This window comes from Pseudomonas sp. C321, assembly GCF_055407105.1.
Window position 1 is genome coordinate 80,105 of sequence record NZ_JBUZRB010000004.1, and the last position, 17,465, is coordinate 97,569.

At 59.9% G+C, this 17,465-nt stretch carries 17 protein-coding genes and 1 pseudogene; 9 read left to right on the top strand and 9 right to left on the bottom strand.

Annotation, left to right across the window (positions count from 1 at the left end; genetic code table 11):
- Window positions 1-43: 43 nt before the first annotated feature.
- Entirely contained in the window at window positions 44-1,852 is a 1,809-nt protein-coding gene (locus ACZRJ6_RS13155; protein WP_463968827.1) for a monovalent cation:proton antiporter-2 (CPA2) family protein, read from the bottom strand.
- A gap of 198 nt (window positions 1,853-2,050) precedes the next feature.
- Here ACZRJ6_RS13155 and ACZRJ6_RS13160 point away from each other — a divergent pair.
- The 3 genes and pseudogenes from ACZRJ6_RS13160 to ACZRJ6_RS13170 form a co-directional block, all read left to right on the top strand.
- Window positions 2,051-2,227 (top strand): annotated as a pseudogene (locus ACZRJ6_RS13160) (XRE family transcriptional regulator); the annotation flags it as partial.
- 197 nt (window positions 2,228-2,424) lie between these two features.
- Window positions 2,425-3,978, top strand: coding sequence for a DUF726 domain-containing protein (locus tag ACZRJ6_RS13165; protein ID WP_463968826.1), 1,554 nt, complete (start codon window positions 2,425-2,427; stop codon window positions 3,976-3,978).
- A 41-nt stretch (window positions 3,979-4,019) separates the two neighbouring features.
- Window positions 4,020-5,339 carry an Nramp family divalent metal transporter gene (locus ACZRJ6_RS13170; RefSeq protein WP_463968825.1) on the top strand — a complete coding sequence of 440 codons (1,320 nt, stop codon included), beginning with the start codon at window positions 4,020-4,022 and terminating at the stop codon, window positions 5,337-5,339.
- Here the strand turns inward: ACZRJ6_RS13170 and ACZRJ6_RS13175 are convergent, their stop codons facing one another.
- On the bottom strand, window positions 5,340-6,272 hold the full coding sequence (locus ACZRJ6_RS13175) for a LysR family transcriptional regulator (protein WP_463968824.1): 933 nt from the start codon (window positions 6,270-6,272) through the stop codon (window positions 5,340-5,342).
- Between the two features lie 117 nt (window positions 6,273-6,389).
- Between ACZRJ6_RS13175 and ACZRJ6_RS13180 the strand changes: the two genes are divergently transcribed.
- The 3 genes from ACZRJ6_RS13180 to ACZRJ6_RS13190 all read left to right on the top strand — a co-directional run bounded on the left by ACZRJ6_RS13180 (window position 6,390) and on the right by ACZRJ6_RS13190 (window position 7,599).
- On the top strand, window positions 6,390-6,881 hold the full coding sequence (locus ACZRJ6_RS13180) for a DMT family transporter (protein ID WP_133101181.1): 492 nt from the start codon (window positions 6,390-6,392) through the stop codon (window positions 6,879-6,881).
- Window positions 6,882-6,885: 4 nt separating this feature from the next.
- Complete coding sequence (locus ACZRJ6_RS13185) at window positions 6,886-7,338, top strand: DMT family transporter (RefSeq protein WP_463968823.1); 453 nt, start codon at window positions 6,886-6,888, stop codon at window positions 7,336-7,338.
- Between the two features lie 90 nt (window positions 7,339-7,428).
- The gene (locus ACZRJ6_RS13190) at window positions 7,429-7,599 is read left to right on the top strand and encodes a metallothionein (protein ID WP_149413646.1); all 171 of its coding nucleotides are present in this window, start codon (window positions 7,429-7,431) and stop codon (window positions 7,597-7,599) included.
- Window positions 7,600-7,683: 84 nt separating this feature from the next.
- On the opposite strand, the gene ACZRJ6_RS13195 is transcribed toward ACZRJ6_RS13190, so the two are convergent.
- From ACZRJ6_RS13195 to ACZRJ6_RS13205, 3 genes are all read right to left on the bottom strand, one after another.
- Window positions 7,684-7,920: a DUF6555 family protein gene (locus ACZRJ6_RS13195; RefSeq protein ID WP_463968822.1), complete on the bottom strand. Its 237-nt coding sequence runs from the start codon at window positions 7,918-7,920 to the stop codon at window positions 7,684-7,686.
- A gap of 188 nt (window positions 7,921-8,108) precedes the next feature.
- Window positions 8,109-9,146: a purine-nucleoside phosphorylase gene (locus tag ACZRJ6_RS13200; RefSeq protein WP_463968821.1), complete on the bottom strand. Its 1,038-nt coding sequence runs from the start codon at window positions 9,144-9,146 to the stop codon at window positions 8,109-8,111.
- Window positions 9,147-9,192: 46 nt separating this feature from the next.
- Window positions 9,193-10,149, bottom strand: a complete 957-nt coding sequence (locus tag ACZRJ6_RS13205; RefSeq protein WP_463968820.1) for a nucleoside-specific channel-forming protein Tsx — start codon at window positions 10,147-10,149, stop codon at window positions 9,193-9,195.
- 224 nt (window positions 10,150-10,373) lie between these two features.
- On the opposite strand from ACZRJ6_RS13205, the gene ACZRJ6_RS13210 reads away from it, so the two are divergent.
- Window positions 10,374-11,198: an aminoglycoside phosphotransferase family protein gene (locus tag ACZRJ6_RS13210; RefSeq protein WP_463968819.1), complete on the top strand. Its 825-nt coding sequence runs from the start codon at window positions 10,374-10,376 to the stop codon at window positions 11,196-11,198.
- Here ACZRJ6_RS13210 and ACZRJ6_RS13215 read toward each other — a convergent pair.
- Window positions 11,168-12,115, bottom strand: a complete 948-nt coding sequence (locus ACZRJ6_RS13215; RefSeq protein WP_463968818.1) for an AraC family transcriptional regulator — start codon at window positions 12,113-12,115, stop codon at window positions 11,168-11,170. The two genes, ACZRJ6_RS13210 and ACZRJ6_RS13215, sit on opposite strands and share 31 nt — an antisense overlap.
- A gap of 398 nt (window positions 12,116-12,513) precedes the next feature.
- On the opposite strand from ACZRJ6_RS13215, the gene ACZRJ6_RS13220 reads away from it, so the two are divergent.
- Together ACZRJ6_RS13220 and ACZRJ6_RS13225 are read left to right on the top strand one after the other, a co-directional pair.
- Complete coding sequence (locus ACZRJ6_RS13220; RefSeq protein WP_149413640.1) at window positions 12,514-13,287, top strand: L-iditol 2-dehydrogenase; 774 nt, start codon at window positions 12,514-12,516, stop codon at window positions 13,285-13,287.
- 112 nt (window positions 13,288-13,399) lie between these two features.
- On the top strand, window positions 13,400-13,816 hold the full coding sequence (locus ACZRJ6_RS13225; RefSeq protein WP_463968817.1) for an SRPBCC family protein: 417 nt from the start codon (window positions 13,400-13,402) through the stop codon (window positions 13,814-13,816).
- Between the two features lie 400 nt (window positions 13,817-14,216).
- Here the strand turns inward: ACZRJ6_RS13225 and ACZRJ6_RS13230 are convergent, their stop codons facing one another.
- From ACZRJ6_RS13230 to ACZRJ6_RS13240, 3 genes are all read right to left on the bottom strand, one after another.
- Window positions 14,217-15,611, bottom strand: coding sequence for a sensor histidine kinase (locus ACZRJ6_RS13230; RefSeq protein ID WP_463968816.1), 1,395 nt, complete (start codon window positions 15,609-15,611; stop codon window positions 14,217-14,219).
- Window positions 15,589-16,272 (bottom strand): response regulator transcription factor, encoded by a 684-nt coding sequence (locus ACZRJ6_RS13235; RefSeq protein WP_463968815.1) that lies wholly within the window; start codon window positions 16,270-16,272, stop codon window positions 15,589-15,591. The genes ACZRJ6_RS13230 and ACZRJ6_RS13235 overlap by 23 nt, the downstream gene beginning before the upstream one ends.
- A gap of 173 nt (window positions 16,273-16,445) precedes the next feature.
- Complete coding sequence (locus ACZRJ6_RS13240) at window positions 16,446-17,366, bottom strand: MurR/RpiR family transcriptional regulator (RefSeq protein WP_149412715.1); 921 nt, start codon at window positions 17,364-17,366, stop codon at window positions 16,446-16,448.
- Window positions 17,367-17,465 lie beyond the last annotated feature (99 nt).

A 17,465-nucleotide genomic window follows, 5' to 3' on the forward strand; every position in this document is an offset into this window, starting at 1 on the left:
GCCGTATTCTGTCAGAAATTCGCAATGTCGTTCATGTCCATCCTCACGCCTTGTCGGACTCTTCCTCCAACCGATCCATCTCAAACAACCGCGCCAGCTCCGCGCGGGACTCCTGAGCTGACTGCATGACCTTGGCCGCGTCGTCGTACACCGCATGCTGGACGGCCAGCAGTTGCAGGTCGTGGTTCTTGAAGCGGTTGATCCGCGCATCGGCCTGGGTTTGGCTCAGGCCTAGTCCCACCAGGGTACGACGACTCATTTCCAGGCTGGAGTAGAACGTCTCGCGTACTGGTGACGCGTCCAGGTCCACCAGGCGATGGACGTGCTGGCGGTTACGCGCGCGGGCGATGATCTTCATGTGCGGGTACAGACTGCGCACCAGTTCGGCGGTCTTGATGTTGATCTCGGGATCATCCATGGCAATCACGAAAAACTCCGCCTGGTCGACCTTGGCCGCATGGAGGATTTCCGGGCGCTGTGGGTCGCCGTAGAACACCGGCATGCCGCCAAAACTGCGGGTCAGCTCGATAGTTTCCACCGAGGTGTCGAGGGCGATAAACGAAATGTTTTGTGCTCGCAGGATACGCGCCACGATCTGCCCCATGCGGCCCATGCCGGCGATCACCACCCGTGGCGCATCGCTCTCGATGGCGCGGTATTCCTCGGGTACTTTGACGGTTTTGCTCTTGGGTTTGAACAGTATCGGGCACAGCAGCAACAGCAACGGGGTCAGGGCCATGGACAGGGTGATGGTCAGCACCAGGATGTCGTAGAGCCGCGGTTCGAACAGGCCCTGGTCGCGGCCGATCTTGAACACCACGAAGGCGAACTCACCGCCTGCGGCCAGCACCACGCCCAGGCGCAGTGCACTTTCGCGATTGAGACCACCCGCCAGTTGGCCGATGCAAAACAGCAGCGGCAGCTTGATGGCGATCAGCAGCAGGGTCAGCCCCAGTACGACGATCGGCGCGCTGAACAATAGGCTGATATTGGCGCCCATGCCGACGCTAATAAAAAACAGCCCCAGCAACAGCCCCTTGAACGGTTCGATCTGGGATTCCAGTTCGTGGCGGTATTCCGAGTCAGCCAGCAAGAGGCCTGCGAGGAACGCGCCCAAGGCCATGGACACGCCCACCAGCTCCATCAACCATGCCGTGCCGATCACCACCAGCAGGGCCGTTGCGGTGGACACTTCTCGCAGCCCGGTCTTGGCGACGATGCGAAACACCGGTCGCAACAGATAACGACCGCCAATGATCACCACGACGATGCTGCCCAATACCTGCAAGCCGTGGTTCAGGTCCTGGGCGGCGGTAGTGGTGTGATTGTTGCCAGCGAGAAGCGGCACCATGGCGATCAGCGGGATCGCCGCGATGTCCTGAAACAGCAGAATGGCAAACGCCAGGCGGCCATGGGGTTGGTTCAGTTCCTTGCGTTCGGCCAGGCTTTGCAGGCCGAAGGCAGTGGAGGACAAGGCCAGGCCCAGACCCAGTACAATGGCGCTGTTCCACGACTGGCCAAACACCCACAGCGCTAGCACGCCGATGACCGTCCCGGTGATCACCACCTGGGCCAGGCCGACGCCGAACACCGCCTTGCGCATCACCCATAAGCGTTTGGGCGAAAGCTCCAGGCCAATGATGAACAGCAGCAACACTACCCCTAACTCGGAAAACTGGCTGACACTTTGCGGGTTGCCCACGAGCCCCAGTACCGACGGGCCGATGATCACCCCGGCCAGCAGATAGCCCAGTACCGCGCCCAATTGCAGGCGCTTGGCCAAGGGTACGGTGAGCACCGCGGCGAACAGGAACACCACGGCCGCTTGTAACAGGTTGCCTTCATGGGGCATTGCTTACTCCAGGATCTTTTTCGAATCAACAGAGCGCTATTAGAACGCTTTTTTACATTTTGAAATCTGATTTTTTGCAGAGAAAGACATGGGTTAGCCAGTGTTCGCTGGGGACAATCCTGCTCTGTTATCACTGCAAACACATCGCTGGCATCCTGAAGCACGCCCTGGCGACAGTGGTCCGGGGCAGATGAGCCAGAGGAGAGTCTGGCCAAGGTACTGAATATCAACCAGGCGGCCGTTTCCAAAATGGAACGACGCACCGACATGTACATCAGCACCCTGCGTAACTACATCCGTGCCATGGGTGGCGAGTTGGAGATTGTCGCGACCTTTCCTGACGGTCAGGTAAAGATCGAGAACTTTGCCAGTTGAGTCGTTCAGCGTTACCGGCGTCTCTCAGCATCAGTGGAGGATGCTAGAGAACTGAATATCGGAACAAAATCCCTGATTTATGGCATGCCTGCCCATGTGTATGGGCAGAGGGTTCCTTAACCCACCGAGGTTTTCACATTGCCTCAACCCACCCTTTGCTACTATCGCCCTCCACCGTCATCAGGAGTTACCGCCCCATGCAACACCAGTGGGATGAAATGCACCGCACCCGCAAGCCCACGTTCGTCCTGTGCGGCGAGCCCCAAGGTGATGTGCTCAATCTCTACGTCCACGGTTACTCGGCCTTCTTTAATCAGCAACAGCTGGGCAACTTCAAGGCGCAACTGGCGACCATCGAAGGCTCGACCAACCTGATGCTGTTCTGGCCGGCGGGGCATTTCCTGGAAAACCTGTTTGCGCCGTTCAAGGACGTCATCGCTTCCATGCTCGGCGGCGGCACCCTGGGCGCGGCGACCATTGGCCTGGGCAAGGCGATTGCCTATTTTCTCGACCACTACAAAAGCGTCGAAGCCCGGGTTGATGAAGTCGCCAAAAGCCTGCTGCCCGAATTGGCCAACTACCTGCACGGCGAGTCTATCCAGGTGCAGAAAATCAACCTGATTGGCCATTCGCTGGGTGCGCGGTTGTTGGTCAAGAGTTTGTTGGCAAGCCCCGAACTGGCCCGTGAACTGCCGTTGAACAACCTCTTGTTGATGGGCGGGGCGATCTGCACTTCCAGCCCCTGGGACCAGGTGTCGGCGCCGCTGAAGGGCCGGGTGATCAACTGCCACTCCAGCAAGGACTGGGCGCTGGCGCTCAAGCCGGATGCCGAGCGGTGCATCGGCCGTTATGCGATCCCGTTGACCCCGGCCCTCAAGGACAAGGTGGCCAACGTGCACTTGACCAGCTTTGATCACGCTGCCTACTGGCCACAATTGAAGACAGTGGTGCAATACACCGACCTGCTGCAGGAGCGCCGTGGCATGATCCGCGCCGATCAGCGTAGTAGCGAGGTGCGGTTTGCCGAGGAGGATGTCGACCTGTTCCCGCTGCTGGTGCAGGCGCGGCCGGATGAACTGAAGTTTCTTGCCGAATTAATGGCGCAAAAACACAGTGCGTCCATCGATGTCAGCGTGCGCGAGCCGCTGAAACTGGCCGTGGAGTTGCAGCGCATGGGTGGCGACAGCTTCATGAACCTGGCGCGGGGCCATGGCGTCAGCTATCGCGAAATGGCCCAGGACGTGGTCCAGCGAGTGGGGGTCAAGTTTGACCAGCCCCTCGACAGCGTGGCCCTCACGGCCCTTGAAGAGCGGGTCGCCGAAACCTTGATCGAGCAGTATAAGGACAAGCTCAGCCTGGCCGACCGCAAGGTCTTCGAGGCCGAACTCAAGGCGGCTGCGCAAAAGGAACAGGGTTTTTTCAATCGCTTCGATGTCGGGCGCTCGGCCACCACGGCCTTGAGTGGTACAGCGCTGGCCGGGTTGACCGGTTTTATCCTGCGCCGGGGCGCGGCTACGGCAATTCCGGTGGTGGGGCAGGCGCTGGCGGCAGCGATGTTGTTGGTGAGTGGGGTGCGGGCGTTTTCCGGGCCGGCGTATTCCATCACCACCCTGGCGGTGCTGGTGCTCGGGGTGATTCGTCAGCGCCTGGAGCGCGAGGCGCTGAATCAAGAGATGGACCTGGTGGTTAAGGTGGTGGAGGCGTTTGATCTGCCCAGGGAAACGGTGATGCGTACGGTCTCGTCTGACTGATAAGCTGCGCCCTTGTTCTGCGTGTTTACCGGGTACCCCGCGTGAAATTTAGCTTGCCGAAAATCGCTACTGCTCCGTTCTGCCCGCCGGAAGTCGCCGGCTCCATTGCAGTCGATCCCAGTGCCTCATTTTTCAAACGGTTGCTGAAATTCGCCGGCCCCGGCTTGCTGATCTCCATCGGCTACATGGACCCGGGCAACTGGGCGACGGCCATCGAGGCCGGCTCACGCTATGGTTACAACCTGTTGTTCGTGGTGTTGCTGGCCAGTTTGGCCGGGATGGCGGTGCAGTGTTTGTGTTCGCGGTTGGGCATCGCCACCGGCAAGGACCTGGCGCAGCTGTGCCGTGAGCGCTACAGCAAACGCTCGGCGCGCACGCAATGGGTATTGGCGGAAATCTCGATCATCGCCACCGACCTCGCCGAAGTTCTCGGCTGCGCCTTGGCTTTTCACCTGCTGCTGGGGGTTTCCCTGACCACCGGCATCGTCATTACTGCCTTCGATACGCTGCTGATCCTGGCTCTGCAAAACCGTGGTTTTCGCCGCCTGGAAGCAATCATGCTGGCACTGGTGGCCACCATCGGCGTGTGTTTCTTTATCGAACTCGTGCTGATCAAACCCTACTGGCCGGACGTGCTCCGTGGCTTTACGCCGTCGTTGTCGGCCATCAGCGATGCCGCGCCGCTGTACCTGGCCATCGGCATTCTAGGGGCGACGGTGATGCCCCATAACCTGTATTTGCACACATCCATCGTGCAAACCCGGTTGTTCGGCAAGGATTTGGCCAGCCGCCAGGACGCGGTCAAGCTGGCGCGTATCGACACCATTGGCTCCCTGGCCCTGGCCTTGTTGGTCAACGCGGCGATCCTGGTGCTGGCGGCGGCGGCCTTCCACCAGACCGGCCACTTCGAGGTCGTGCAAATCCAGGATGCCTACCACCTGCTGGACCCACTGGTGGGCGGTGCCTTCGCCAGTATTCTGTTCGGCATTGCCTTACTGGCCTCCGGGCAAAGCTCCACCTTTACCGGCACCATCGCCGGGCAAGTGATCATGGAGGGCTACCTCAACCTGCGGATTCCCTGCTGGCAGCGGCGCCTGATCACCCGTGGGCTGGCGCTGATCCCGGCATTCCTCGGGGTGTGGCTGATGGGGGACGATGCCATCGGCAAGTTGCTGATCCTCAGTCAAGTGGTGTTGAGCCTGCAGTTGCCGTTTGCCTTGTACCCGTTGATTCGCATGACTGGCGACAAACAGCTGATGGGGCCGTTCGTCAATCGCCTGCCCACGAAGCTGTTGGCCTGGACCCTATTTGCGGTGATCAGCGGCGCCAATGCCTGGTTGATCGGGCAATGGCTGTTCTAATCAGCGATCCCAGTACGGTATCGGCCCGAAGCATTCGACGAAGTAGTCGATTACCGTACGAACCTTCACCGACAGGCGGCGGCTTCCGGGCCACAGCGCCGCAATCTGTTGCGGCTCCAGGGTCGTGGCCACTTCATAGTCAGTCAGCACAGCCTGCAAGGTCCCGGCACGCAGGCCTTCGCCGATCAACCACGACGGAAATACCACCAGGCCCAGGCCTTGCTCGGCGGCGTGGGTCAGGGTATCGGCGTGGTTGCCGGTGATCGGGCCCTTGACGCTGTAGGGCGTCCAGTCGCCCTGGTCGCGGCGAAAGAACCAGCGCTGCTGGCCGGTGACGCCTTTGTAGGCCAGGCATTGGTGGTTCACCAGTTCATCGGGGTGTTGTGGCGTACCGTATTGCGCCAGATAGGCAGGGCTGGCGGCGATGCGGAAACGCTGCGGGGCGAAAATGCGCGCCTGCATGCCGGAATCGTTGAGTACGCCGATGCGAAACAGCAGGTCGGTACCGCCTTGCAGCGGGTCTACGTAGGTGTCGGTCTGCTGGATATCCAGTTGCAGCTTGGGATAGCGCCGGCACAGCTCACCCAACCATGGCGAGAGGTGCCGCTGGCCGAACACCATCGGCGCGTTGATCCGCACCAGGCCGCTGGGCTCGCTTTCCTGTTCCTGCAAGGCCTGTCCGGCTTCTTCCAGTTGCTCCAGCACCAAGCGCGCGTGATGGCCCAGCAAGCGCCCGGCCTCGGTGGGGCTGACGGCACGAGTGTGGCGATACAGCAGTTGTTGGCCCAGGGCCTGCTCCATCAACTGAATTTGCCGGGAGATGGAGGAGGGTGCCAAGCCCTCACGGCGGGCGACTTCGGAGAAACTGCCGTAGTCCAGTACCGCGACAAACAGGCGAAGCGCCTTGAAACTCAACTCGCTCAAACCCTGCATGATGACTCCGTGCTATGCGCAATGCGCAAAGGTGTTGTCGGCATGCTCCCATTTATCGCAAGGCACTGCCACCGGATAATGCACGCCATCGCTCCTCTCTAATTGCGCAGGTGTTCTATGCAAACTTCCTCTCTTGACGGTGCGGGCCTGGCTCAAGCCAAGCCGAAAACCTTTCTTCGGCTACTGTTATTGCCGCTGGTGATTTTCGCCGGCATGGGCTTGTCGGTGGAAGCCGGTTTGCTGGGGCCGTTGGGCGTGCAGGTCGGGCACTTGTGGGCGACCTTGAGTATCTTCGGCGTAGGCTCCGCGATTCTGTTTTTACTATTGCTGTTCAGTGGCCCGCAAAAAGGCCCGGCCCTCACCGATCTGCCGCGCTGGCAGTTGATCGGCGGCTTCCTGGGCCCGATGTACGTGGTGGTGCTGACCCTGGCCACGCCGCATATCGGCATTGCCATGACCATGATCGCGATTCTCTCCGGCCAAGTGGGCAAGAGTGTGTTGATCGACCACTTCGGCTGGTTCGGCACCACGCGCAAACGGGTCAACGGTGAGCGCTGGATTGCGCTGCTGTTGATTGTGGCGGCACTTGTTTTGATTGCACGGGGTTAAGACGATGAATCTGATTGTGTTGTTGGTATTGGTGGTGGCCGCAGGTGCGGTGTTGAGTGTGCAGGCGGCGATCAATGGTCGGCTGGGGCAGACGGTGGGTGTATTGCGCAGCAGTCTACTGACCTTTGTGGTCGGGGCGATCAGCACCGGCCTGCTGGTTCTGTTCTTTGAGCCGGCTCACGCGGTTAGCCTGTTGGATGTGCCGAAATGGCAACTGACGGGGGCGTTGTTTGGGGTGGTGTACATGATGGTCATGGTCGGTGCTGTACCGATTATTGGCACAGCGGTGGCGACTGTGGCGGTGATCGTTGGGCAATTGGGCATGGGCATGCTGATCGACAATTTCGGCTGGCTCGGCAACCCGGCCATCGAACTGTCCGGCAGCCGGATTGTGGCAATGCTCTGCCTGGCGCTGGCCCTGGTGTTCATGTATCGCAGCAGTACCCGCGCCGATTAACGGCTTTGAACCAACGGTGGTGTCGGGCAGTCACTGCTTAAGGTGTCGGCGTTCGCCGCACCGGGACGACCATGACGAAGGAGTCTGATCATGCAAGAAAAAACCTGTGCCTGCCCTCACTGCAACTGCCTGGTGGGGCAAACGGCGGTGATGAAAGAAGGTAAGAGTTATTGCTGCCAGGGCTGTGCCGATCATCATGCCCATGGTGAGCCGTGCGCTTCGTCTACGGGGTGTGAGTGTGCCAAGTCGGCGCATGGCTAAATGTGAAACGCTTGTAGGGGCGAGCGGCCCCTACAGGGTTATTGCGGTTCCAGCGCCAGTCTAGGCGGTGCCTCCCTGCCAGGTTCAAGAGCGCGCGTCCGAGCGGCGCCATTGCACATTTGCGATGCCAAACTTCTCGGCCTGGGGCTTGCTGGTCTTTTTCACCTGTTCCCGGGCAAATCGGCCGATGCGGCCTATGCCGGCATCGCAGCTTGCCCAATGCCAGGCTTCTGCGGTGTCGAGTTTTTCCAGGCGAATAATGAAAGACTTGGGCGTGCCATGCAGCGTGTAGTCGATCACGAAAAAATTTGCGTTGTTCATGGACCTGTTGACCCTCCTTGTGTCTCTAAGTGATCACTCAGGGCGGTAAAAATTCATTCGGATTGTCGGCAGCGGTTATTTTCTTAGAAAGAAAGCTGCATGGCCTGGGGCTGTGGGAGTTTGTCTGGTCATGGAAACGATGCCCAAATAAAGGTCATCAAGACAGTTGCTCCCACAGCAAGAGGGATTTACGCCTCGGGAACACCTTTCTCCCACGCCGACCAGTTCTTCAGAATCGCCTGCACCAATGGGTTGCCGGTGCGGTACAGGTTCTCCAGCGCTGGCACGAACCCGCCCTGGTCCGCGTACTTCAGCAGGTTGTCGACTTCGCTGTAACCCGGATACGGTCGGTCGAAATCGGAGCCTGCGCGTACCACGGCCAGGCGCTGGATATCCACCAGACCTTCACGACTGGCCCGCAGCAGCGCTTCGTAGGTGGAGTTGTCTTCCTGCTGGGTGGTGCAGTAAATGCCTTTATTGTCGGTAAGCAACTGGGTCCAGACTTCGGCGCGTTCGCTCAGGCGTGTGCCGGAAAACCAGGTATTACCGGCCAGGGTGTCACACTGGGTGACCTGCGGCGGCTGGTTGGCCGGAGCGTACGGGTAGTGTTTGCGCCACGCGGTGGATTCCTTGCTTTCACTGAGTTCGACCTTTTGCGACAGGGCAAATGCCTTGGCCTGAAGTTTCGGGTTCAGCTCGAATACTTCGGTCTTGTAGTCCAGCGGCGGTTTCTCATTCGGGCCTTTGGTGTTGATACCGATATAACCGGTCGGCCAGTCCTTGGGCGCATCCCGGGAATCGATTTCCCACTGGGTGCCGAACTCCACCAGGTAGTGGGCCCAGGCTGCGGTGCCGATGGTGCCGTGGTGCGGGTTGATACCGGCAATCCCGGCGACCAGGAAGTAGCTCTGGCGCAGGTCGAACTTGGGTGACAACGCCAGGGCCAGGGTGGAGACGGCGGCGTTGGTTTGGCCCATGCCGGTCACCAGCAGGCACACGTCCTGGGTGTTGCAGCGGATTGCCGGGTACTCGGCCGACAGGCCTGGCACGCGGACTTCCTGCTTGAGTTCCAGGCGATCAATCCAGTGCTGTGCCTCGGGGGCGAACATGGTGATCAGCATCACTTTGGGTTTGATCGGTGCAGGCTGTGCAGCGAAGGTGTTGGAGGCTATCAGTGTGCCAAAGGCCAAACCAACGGCTACAGAAAGACGAGTCACTGCGTGCATAAAATCCCCCTACGAAATGAATGATGAGCGGCTTCCAGCTTGCCGCTCAAAACTGATAACCGACCCCGGCGTAGTAACCCCAGCCGTTGGAGCGGGCGCGGAAGTTGCCGTCACCGAAATTCAGCTCGCTGCCGTCCTGCCAGTTGCCGCCGTTATGAAAATAACGGCCCACCAGGGTGAAGCGCAGGTGCGTGAAGGAATACAAGAGCACGTTGGTTGCAACCAGGGAGTTGGCAGTGCGCGCCGGGTTGTCCTTGTGCAAATCCGAGCCGAAATCGTAGTTGGTGAAACCGATATAGGTCAGCGAAGCGCCGTTGTCGAAGCTGCCGATGGGCACGATGTATTTCATTTGGGCGCGGTAGCCGTCCCAGGAATATTCATTGCTGGCGCCGTAGTTTTCCCACTGGTAACGCCCGTAGAAGTTGGCCGACAGGTTGACCCGCGAGTGGGTGTCGATGTCGGTACCCAGGCCGCTATATAACGTGTTGGCGCGGTTGGCCTTGTTGCTGCCGTGGTCGTAGACCCAGTCGAAGGCCACGTACCATTCCTTGAAGGGCCCGACGGCCAGGCTGCGGCCGGCCAGGTAATCGATGGAGATGCGCGGTTCGTGTTCCATGAACACTGGCGAGCCATGGTCCCAGACGCCTTTGTCATTGCTGTTACCAATACCGAAGATCTTTGGCACATCTATATAACCGTATAGCTCGAACGGCCCCTTGCGGCCGAAGTACTCGTACTCCAGGTAAATGTCATCGGCAGGCTTGGGGCCGAAGCTGATGTCTTTGCTGCCAATGATCGTCAGGTCTTGGTTGAACCAGTCGGAGAGGTAAGGGCTGTCTTTCTTCGGGGCGGCCGCCGCGCTCAGGGTTTCGCCTTGTGCTGAATCATCGGTGACTTTTCCCTGCCCCAAAGTGGGGCCGCTGAGTACTCCCGTAACGGCTGCCAGTAGCAGAGAAACACCAAAGGTTGTGGCGGACGCGGGGCGTCTGGACGTCGATTGCATTGAAAATCCCTGTTCGTGTGCGGTTTAGACCCGGCTGGCCGGGAAAGGGCGAACGTGCCGGTAATTTGTCGTCAAGTCCGATCCGCAAACGTTTGCATAGGCTGTACCAACTTTGGTCAATGGCTTGAAATGGATAGAAAAATGTCGAATTAGCCGACCTTTTGGTCAGAAACGTGACTTCGCGTTTATGGCATCCTGTCGGGCAATGAACAGAGAGCCCGCAGATGTTCGATCACTGGCTACAACGCTGGAAACTGACCCCCGATGGTGACGCCATCATTACCCCCGGCAGCCACCTGCTGCCAGTGCGCTGGCAAGGCGAGCCCGCGATGCTGAAAATCGCCCATACGCCTGAAGAAAAACTCGGTGGCCTGCTGATGAGTTGGTGGGCGGGCGAGGGTGCGGCACGGGTGTTCGCCCATGACGGCAATGCGCTGGTGATGGAGCGCGCCACAGGTGCTGGGTCATTGATGCAGATGGCCCTCAATGGCCGGGACGACGAGGCCAGCCGCATCGCCTGCGCCACCGTTGCCCGGTTGCATGCACCCAGATCCTCTGCGCCCGAAGGGTTGCTGTCTCTGGAGCGATGGTTTCAGTCGTTATGGACTGCCGCCGAGCAAGAAGGTGGGCTGCTGCTCGATTGTGCTGTCACTGCACGCACGTTATTGGCTATGCAACAAGAGATCGTGGTCCTGCACGGCGATGTGCACCACGACAACATCCTCGACTTCGGCCCACGGGGTTGGCTCGCCATCGACCCGAAGCGGGTGATGGGCGAGCGGGGTTACGACTACGCCAATCTGATCTGCAACCCTGACCTGCCCACCTGCACCGATCCTGTACGTTTCAACCGGCAGGTCGACATCATCACCCAGGCCGCCGGGCTTACGCGCCAGCGCTTGCTGCAATGGGTGGTGGCCCACGCCGGGTTGTCGGCAGCCTGGTTCCTGGAGGATGAGGAGCGGGATCAGGCGGATGTAAGCCTGCAAGTTGCACGACTGGCGCAACAGGCATTGGCTCAATGGGCCTTGGTAAACGGCAATGCCTGATCACCGTTGCGATTGAACAGATACATCGCCGTCTCCCGGCGGTACTCGCTGGGCGTCTGGTCCATTTCGATGCGGAAATGCCGATTGAAGTTGGACAGGTTGGCGTAGCCCACTTCAAAACAGATGTCGGCGACGGACATCTCGGTTTGCAGCAGCAACCGGCAGGCGCGCTGGACCCTGAACTTGCGCATCAGGTCGATAAAACCGTGGCCGGTGATGCGCTTGAAGAACCGCGAGAAGCCCGGTTCGCTCATGTCCAGGCGCTGGGCGATCACCGACAGGCGCACGTCACCGGTCAACTCGCTCATCAGATAGTCGAAAGCCTTGTTGATACGCTCTGAGCTGCGGGCGTCCAGGGTTGGCGCGTAGCAGGTGCTGGCGAGGGCATGTACCTCCAGCGCCGGCGCTTTGATCAGGGTGTCGAGCAATTGCAGAAACAGGATCAAGCGCTTGAGCCCCAGGGCCGGGCCGATCTGTTCAAGCAGTTCGGCGGCCTGGAGGGCGGTGGCCCCGGTGAACTCCAGGCCACGACGGGCCAGGTCGAACATGTGCTGCAGGTCGCCCAGCTCCGGCAACGTCTTGCCCAGGGTGAGCAGGGTGGCACCGTCGAATTGCAGCACCACGTCGCGCCCGTGCAGGTGTTCGCCGGGGGCCAGGTCGCCGATCCAGTCATGGGGCAGGTCCGGCCCGATCAGCGCCACGTGGCCTGCACCAAAGGCGCCGATGTAGTCGCCCGCCACCAGCTTGCCGCTACCCTGGCGAATCAGATGGATTTCGAATTCAGGGTGGTGATTCCAGCGCGCCAGCGCGTAGGGATAGTCATGTTCGTACCAGCGAAAGCCATGCTCTGCCTCGGGGAGAATGACCTCAAGTTCGGCGGGGCGCTGCTCGAACAAGGCTGCGCGGCTGTCTGGCATGTCTTGGCCCCTTAATGGGTTCTTGGAATACGATCAAAGTACGCCCTTTTCCTGGCAGGCGGCTACCTGGTGTTTTGCTTGCCACTGATACTTTTTTGACCCTGTAAACGACAGTTAAAAAAGCACCAGTCGTGCATCCACCATTCGTTTGTTCGGGTCTCTCCAAGCTGCTGTAATCGAGTGGTCAACAACAAAAACAAGAGCTCCCGTCGCCAATGGCGCGGGTGGAGAGCGCCATGACCCCTATCCCGAAGACGCTTTTGCTGGTGACCGGCCTGTGTGTGGCGATGGCCAGCCATGCGGCAGAAACGGTGACCATCGCCACTGTCAACACACCACCGAGCTCGAGATGAAACGCGCCGGTTATCCGAAATAGCCCTTATATGGATGAGCACCCAATGAAACGACTGGAAGGTAAAAGCGCCCTGGTCACCGGCTCCGCACGCGGTATCGGCCGATCCTTTGCCCAGGCCTATATTAATGAGGGCGCTACTGTCGCCATCGCTGACATCAACCTGCAGCGAGCCCAGGCTACGGCGTTAGAGCTGGGCCCCAACGCTTACGCGATAGAGATGGACGTGACCCGCCAGGTCTCCATAGATGCCGCGATTGCCGCCGTAGTGGTACAGACCGGCAAACTCGACATCCTGATCAACAACGCTGCGCTGTTCGACTTGGCGCCGATCACCGACATCACCCGCGAGAGCTTCGACCGGCTGTTTTCCATCAATGTCGCCGGTACGCTTTTTACCTTGCAGGCCGCCGCTCGACAGATGATCAGCCAGGGCCACGGCGGCAAGATCATCAACATGGCCAGCCAGGCCGGGCGCCGGGGCGAGGCGTTGGTGGCGGTGTACTGCGCCACCAAGGCGGCGGTAATCAGCCTGACGCAATCGGCGGGGCTGAACCTGATCAAGCACGGGATCAACGTGAATGCCATCGCGCCGGGTGTGGTGGATGGCGAGCATTGGGATGGGGTCGATGCCATGTTCGCCCGGCATGAGGGTCGGCCTTTGGGCGAGAAGAAACGACTGGTGGGGCAAGAGGTGCCGTTTGGGCGCATGGGCACGGCTGAGGATTTGACGGGGATGGCGATTTTCCTGGCGTCGAAGGACAGCGAGTATGTGGTGGCGCAGACGTATAACGTCGATGGTGGGAATTGGCTGAGCTAAAGGGTCAAGCGATGAGTTGCCGGTGGTCGGCGGCGATCAAATACTCCTGGGTCCGATGCTGTGAGTGTATGGTGATTTGAGTTTCCCCCTACTTATTGATTGGAGTCCTGTCGTGGCCAAAGCATCCTCTGCAATTGAAATCCCGGTGTCGGCCGAGCAGGTCTGGCAGTTGGTTGGCGGCTTCAACTCGCTGCCCGACTGGCTGCCCTTGATCGCCAAGAGCGAACCGAGTGAAGGTGGCCGCGTGCGCCACCTGCAAACCGTCGATGGTGGCGTGGTGGTTGAACGTCTGCAGGCCTTTGATGAAGCAGCGCGCACCTACAGCTACTCCATCAGCGAGTCGCCGTTTCCGGTGGGTGAGTACCTGGCGACTTTGCGCGTTGAGGCGCTGACGGACAGCACCGCGAAAGTGACCTGGTCCGGGGTGTTTACCCCGGTGGTCGGGGTGACGGATGCGGCGGTGGAGGAGTTGTTTGCCGGTGTTTACAGCGGTGGGCTTGAAGCCTTGCGGGCTAACTTTCCGGCTTGAGAATATGGGGGGGCGGTGGTGCGACTGGGTTGGGTTGGGTTGGGTGCATATCCGTTATTTTGGTCAGGGCGGATTAGGGTTACGCCCTTACGGCGTGTCACTTTGCAAAAGCGGCAAAGTAACCAAAGCGCTCTTGCCCCACCACTTGGTGCCTCGCTGTGGCTCGGCATGCCTTCACTCCGGCATTGCCATCGTGGTTAACGGGGCGCCTTAGATCAAGATCAAGATCAAAAGCACGGCGGCCTGGTAGCCGACCTGAGTGGTGAGAAGCAAGAGCGGATCTACTGCCCACTGTCCACTGTAGGAGCGAGCTTGCTCGCGATGGTCGTTAACGATAACGCTGGCTTCCTGAATCACCGCGGTGCCCTCAGGTTCTTCGCGAGCAAGCCCGGCTTGTTCTTCAGGTCTCGGGCATCAACTGCTGCCGACACTCCAGCACCAACCGCGCACCGCCACGTTCGCTGGTGCCCACTTCCAGCTTGAAACCATGCAGATTGATGATCGCCGCCACAATCGACAGGCCCAAGCCAAACCCGCCTTGCTGACTGCTTTCATCGACTCGGTAAAAACGCTGGAACACCGCTGCTCGTTCCGCCTCCGGGATGCCGGGGCCGGAGTCGAGGACTTCGATTCGCGTGCTGCCGGCATCGTTGACCGCCCGCAAAATCACTTCGCCGCCCGGCGGAGTGAATTTGATCGAGTTGCTCAACAAGTTGGCCAGGGCCTCGAACAGCAGCGCCCGATCGCCCGTGATCCACGGCAGCGATTCGGGAGTTTCCAGCAGCAAGTCCATCTGGCCTTCTTCGGCCAGGGGCAGGTAGAAATCGTGGAGTTCCTGCAGTAAGGGCAGGGGGTTGAGGACCAGGAAGCCGGAACGGCGCTGATGGTCTTCCAGTTCGGAAATGCGCAGCAAACCACGAAAACGTGCCATCAGCGTGTCGGTTTCACTGATCACTTCGTCCAGTTGCAAGGCATGAGCCGAGCCTTCGTCGGCTTGTTGCTTGATCCGGTATAACTGCGCCCGCAGTCGGGTCAGCGGGGTGCGCAGGTCGTGGGCGATGTTGTCGCACACACCCTTGACCTCGTTCATCAGCTTTTCGATGCGGTCGAGCATGGCGTTTACGATGGCGGCCAGCATGTCCAGTTCGTCGCGGCGGTTGGACAGGGGCAGGCGATGTGTCAGGTCGCCGGCGACAATTGCCTCGGCGCTGGCCTGGATTGCGCGAATGCGCCGCAGCGGCCGCCGGCGCAACAAGTGCCAGCCGGCAGCGCCGGGAATGATGGTCAGGGAAATGCCCCACAGCAAGGCATGCAGAATGATCCGGGTCACGCCGAACAGCGAGCCGTTATCGCGCACCAGGATCAGCCAGCGGCCATCCTGGGTGTGGGTTGCCACGGCGTCGCAACTGTCCTGGGGCAGTTTCGGGTCGTCGGAATCGATGCAATTGGCCAGGGCGTGGATGTGCCCGTCCAGGGGCAAGTCAGTCGGTATCTGCCGGATCGGGCCGCTCAGGGGCTTATATTGCTCATCGAACAGGCCGTAGGCGTCGATGCCCTTCATGTCGAAGGTCATGCTGGTGGTCAGGGCTTCCACCAGTTGCTCGCCCTCAAAGCGCTGGAACAGGTGCTGGCGCTGCATCAACGAATGGCGCGAGAGGTTGCTCAGGTAACCGGAGACTTCGTAGTACAGCACCCCCATGAGGATGCAGCTCCAGGCCACGAACAACGTGCTATACAGCGCCAGCAAGCGGCTGCTGGAGGAGCGCCAGCCTTTAGAGGGGTTCAGCAATGACATAACCCGAACCTCGCACCGTGCGGATTAACGGCGTAAGGCCCGGCGAGTCGATTTTCTTGCGCAGGCGGCCGATGTGCACGTCGATCAGGTTAGTGCCAGGGTCGAAGTGATAACCCCAGACTTCCTCGAAAATCATCATCCGCGAGAGAATTTGTCCAGTGTTGCGCATCAAAAATTCCAGCAGCTTGTATTCGGTGGGCAACAGGCTCAGGGGCTGGTCGGCACGGCTGGCTTCGCGGCTGATCAGGTTCAGCTCAAGGTCTGCCACCCGCAGGGCGGTTTCGAACTCCTTGACGGTGTTCTTGCGGCGCAGCAGCACTTCGACCCGCGCGGCCATCTCGTCGGAGGCGAAGGGTTTGGTCAGGTAATCATCGCCACCGGCCCGCAGGCCGCGCACCCGCTCATCGACATCGGAGAGTGCGCTGATCATCAGGATCGGCGTCGACACACCGATGGTACGCAAGGTGGTGACGATGGCCAGGCCGTCCAGCTCGGGGAGCATGCGGTCGAGGGTGATCAGGTCGTAATCGCCGCTGACGGCCCGGACCAGGCCTTCGCGGCCGTTGTCTACCCAGTCTACTTCCAGTCCATGGCTACTCAGCTCGGCGACGATCTCGCGGGCCGTTACGGCGTCGTCTTCGATGGTCAAAATACGGGTCATAAGGAGTACCTGGTGAACAATTCACACTGAAGTCGGGCATTTTGCCAAGAAATGATAGCCGGCTTCCTAAATAAAAATTCATGTTGGTAAAAGCAACACGATTTTCCTGATGATTGTTCCCACTCCGAGCAAGGAACCCCGCCATGGCCCGTTAGCCGTCCTGCCAGACAGGGTCAGTCGTCAAACCCAACCTGCTCATGAATCTCATCGACCTTCAACTCCAGCCGATACGCCACGGCAATAAACAACGCCTGGCACAGGCATAACGTTGCACTCAATGACCTGAACGCAAACGACGACCCTTCATTGACCAGCAACACCGCATTCGCCCGCTTGGCCAGGGGTGAGAGGTTACTGTCGGTGATGATCAAGGTCTTGGCCTGATGATGCTGGGCAATGCGCAGGCAATGCTGCGTTTCCTTGCCATAGGGCGTGAAGCTGATGGCAATCACTAGGTCATTGGCCCGCACGCTGCGCATCTGTTCGCGGTAGCTGCCGCCTAGGCCGGACACCAGATGAATGCGCTTGTTGGTGTGCTGCAGGTTGTAGACCAGGTAGTCGGCGACGGCAAAGGAGCGCCGCACGCCGACCACATAGATATTGTCGGCATTGACCACCAGGTCCACGGCCTTGTCGAAGGCCACATCATCGAGTTCAAGGCCCAAGCGTTCGATACCCGACAACGTGGCGTTGACACATTCGCGAGCCAGGTCGCCGCCGCTGGCTTTCTGCGACTTGTTGGCGATCATGCTGCGGATGCGCTGCTGGTAGTTCTGTACCGGGGTGGTCTTGTGGGTGTAGGCCTCGCGGAACAACGCCTGCATCTCACTGAAGCCACTGAAACCGAAGCGCTGGGAAAACCGCACGATGGCCGAAGGGTGGACTTCGCATTCCCGGGCGATGTCGCTGATGCGGTCGACCATGATCCGGTCGCTTTGCTGGCTCATGTAGCTGGCAATGCGCTTGAGCTGGCGCGGCAAGCTCTCGTATTCGTCGGTGATCAGCTGCAACAGGCGCTCGGCATTGATCGGGGGGCTGGCAAGCGCTTCTTCTGGGGCGCTCTCTGGGTTAGCCGGCTGATCGGTGCGGGGCATAGGGAATCCTTCTGGCTTGTGCTTACGGGGAATGAGGCAGCCCCAGACAATAGGTCGATGGTCGCAAGTCTACAGGGTGGGCGTAAAAAAATACCCCGC